Source organism: Thermogutta sp. (assembly GCF_014359955.1).
Taxonomy (GTDB): Bacteria; Planctomycetota; Planctomycetia; order Pirellulales; family Thermoguttaceae; genus Thermogutta.
Genome location: NZ_JACIYL010000588.1, coordinates 1 through 2,861, shown reverse-complemented (window position 1 = coordinate 2,861; position 2,861 = coordinate 1). Strand labels below are relative to the sequence as shown.

At 57.8% G+C, this 2,861-nt stretch carries 2 protein-coding genes; one reads left to right on the top strand and one right to left on the bottom strand.

Annotated elements, in window-relative coordinates; all coding sequences use genetic code 11:
- The coding region (locus tag H5U08_RS14695) for a DegT/DnrJ/EryC1/StrS family aminotransferase (protein WP_297034649.1) at positions 1-767 on the bottom strand (767 nt) is incomplete at its 3' end.
- Positions 768-1,031: 264 nt separating this feature from the next.
- Between H5U08_RS14695 and H5U08_RS14690 the strand changes: the two genes are divergently transcribed.
- Positions 1,032-2,792: an ATP-binding protein gene (locus tag H5U08_RS14690; RefSeq protein ID WP_297034646.1), complete on the top strand. Its 1,761-nt coding sequence runs from the start codon at positions 1,032-1,034 to the stop codon at positions 2,790-2,792.
- Positions 2,793-2,861: the final 69 nt, after the last annotated feature.

Genomic DNA, 2,861 nt, shown 5'->3' with positions numbered 1-2,861 from the left:
CCGGCAGGGTAGAACGCGTCCATCCGGCTGTTGATACCGATCATGCGATGATAATACCGGGGATGCATTCCATGAACACGGAGAATGCGAAGCTGTTCGCTGAGCTGGCTGTCGTTGGTGGTCAGCATTCCCCCGTCTCCCATCCCGCCCAAATTCTTGGTGGGATAGAAACTGAGACAGCCCATCCGGCCCAGCGAACCGACGCGTTTTCCGTTATACTCCGCACCGATCGACTGGGCGGCATCCTCCACGACGGTCACGCCGAAGCGTTCCGCCAGCTCCAGAATTGGCCTCATGTCTGCGGCCTGACCGAAGAGATGAACAGGGATGATGGCTTTAGTGTTCTTCCTGATCAGCCGCGCAACGTGGTCGGGCGATATGTTGTACGATCGCGGATCGATGTCGGCGAAAACCGGTTTGGCCCCAAGCCGCGTGACGGCACTGGCGGTCGCGAAAAACGTGAAACTGGGAACGATCACTTCGTCTCCCGGCCCGATATTGAGAGCCATCATCGCAAGCAACAGGGCGTCGCTGCCCGAAGCACAGGCTATGGCGTACCGGCAATGGCAGTATTCGGCAAGAAGCTGCTCGAGGTTTTCCACCTCGTTTCCGAGAACAAACACTCCCGAATCGACGACCCTCGCCAGCGCTGCCACAATTTCGTCCCGCAGAGGCGCCTGGGCACGAGCGAGATCAAGAAACGGAACCGGAACTTGGGGGCGTGACGATGCTTCCGTGCTCTCCCTTGGCCGAGGAGTTGGTGCCATGTGATTCCCTTCTTCGCTCACCGTCCGTGGGTGTCTCTCCAGATGTTCTGGTGTCCGTCCGCTTGGACACACCATAAGCTGTAGCGTAGATTGATCGAGTGAAAACAGTCAAGATCAATTTGCAGCGAACGATGGCACGGGAATTTGTATCTGGGTATCCAGGGGCGTGGGTTCGGGCGTTTGTTCAGTTAACCGATCAGATAATCGATCAGACTGGGTGAGTCCAATCTTTCCCCCAGAGACAGCTATTTGGGAATCGCAGTCATGTCTCAGTTGTTTCGATTGAGATTGCCTCTTGTCCTGCTTGCTTTTTGGGCCGTCACAACTGTGCCCATGGCTTTGTTTTGGTTGTTCACAATATCGGCCACACACGAGCGGCTGGTGGACGCGTGGATCGAAGAACGGGCACACTATCTCGCGCGGACTGTTCTCGCAGACGATACTGGCAAACAGATGACAGACCTCCAGGCCCTGACCAACGCGCTGCGTCAAAAGGCCGCTATGCTGGAACTCCAGCTCGCCATTTTCGACGCAGGTGGACGCGTCCTCACGACGACGGTGCCCCTTCTCGAGCGTCCCTCGGCAGAACCGCCTGAGATTCAACTGTGCCGAAACACCGGACGCCCGGTGGTCCGGTGGCTAGACGCTCGGTCGGGCGGCCATCTCCGCTGGGTGGGGGCTTTTCCCATATCACAGCTTTCTCCCCCCGCCGTGCTCTGGCTTGAGCAGGAAATTCCGTTAAGCTCGGTAACTCTGTCGGGCACGATTCTCTGGAGCGGCTTGCGAAGCATCGGCGTGGGCAGCCTCCTGGGCGCTGTGGGATGGTTCCTCGCAGGGGGGTGGCTCAGCAGAACGATCGGTCGGCTCTTGCCCGACCGGCTGGCCCAGAGTCGCAGCATTTCCCTGCCGCCGTGGTGTCCCCAGGAAATTGTCCAACTGGCGCAACAGTGGAATGCGTACGCAGTCCAGCGTGAAAACGAGCGGCAAGCGCTTCGCCGAATTCAAATGGAATTTGAGGCCGTTCTGGAACATCTTTTGGACGGCATTTTGATTACTGATCGAGCGGGAAGGGGAGAGAAGTGGAACCTTCAGGCGGCTCAACTCCTTCGGTTGCCGCCTCATTTGTCTCCCGGCCAGCTTGTGCTGTCCGAGCGAATTCGACACCCGGCCTTTTCACCGTGGTGGGAGCGAGTCGTTTCCGGCGAGGCTTCGCCCCCACTTCGGCTTTCTCACGAATCGCCCGAACAACACCTGGAACTGAGAGCCGTGCCGCTTCGCCTCGATGACACAGGGCATTCCCACTATCTGGTGGTCATCCGGGATGTGACGAGGACCGAAGTGCTCGACCGCGTGCGTCGGGACTTCGTCGCCAATGTGAGTCACGAATTGAAAACTCCCCTGACCACCATGAAAGGTTTTCTGGAAACGTTACTCGACGGTGCGATTGAAGAGCCGGAGCAAGCCCGACACTTCACTCAGATCGTCTTCGAACAGACCGAGCGGCTGGAACGAATTGTGGACGATCTTCTGGTCCTTACGCGATTGGACAGTGAAAGGGATCAACCCCTGGAACGCCAGCAGGTTGCGGCCAGTACTTTGATACAAGGGGCGATCGAGCAGTGTCAATTCGCTGCGGAAAGAAAAAACATGACGCTGAAAACGGAAATCGGCGTAGACCCACACCTGAACGTGAATTCCCGCCTGTTCCAGATGGCGATCGTCAATCTCATCGACAATGCGATCAAGTACAGCGATCCGGGAAAAACAATCACCCTCCGTGTGGAAATGAACGAACAGGAGATCCTCTTTTCTGTGACCGACGAGGGATGGGGGATCGAAGGCCGGCACCTTCCCCGCATTTTTGAGCGCTTCTATCGCGTGGATCCCGGAAGAAGCCGGGAACTTGGCGGAACAGGGCTGGGCCTCTCCATCGTCAAACACGTGGCTCAGGTGCACGGGGGATATGTGACGGTCACCAGCGAAGTCGGCCGGGGAAGCACTTTCACCATCCATCTGCCGAAATGAGCTGCGGCAGAAATCCCGGTCGAGCATCACTCGGAGCGAGTTTTCTCCTCATCCCCGTGCTCGGCCTCG

Excerpts from the sequence above, each read along its gene's own strand:
- H5U08_RS14690 (WP_297034646.1), top strand. The coding sequence starts at position 1,032 with ATGTCTCAGTTGTTTCGATTGAGATTGCCTCTTGTCCTGCTTGCTTTT.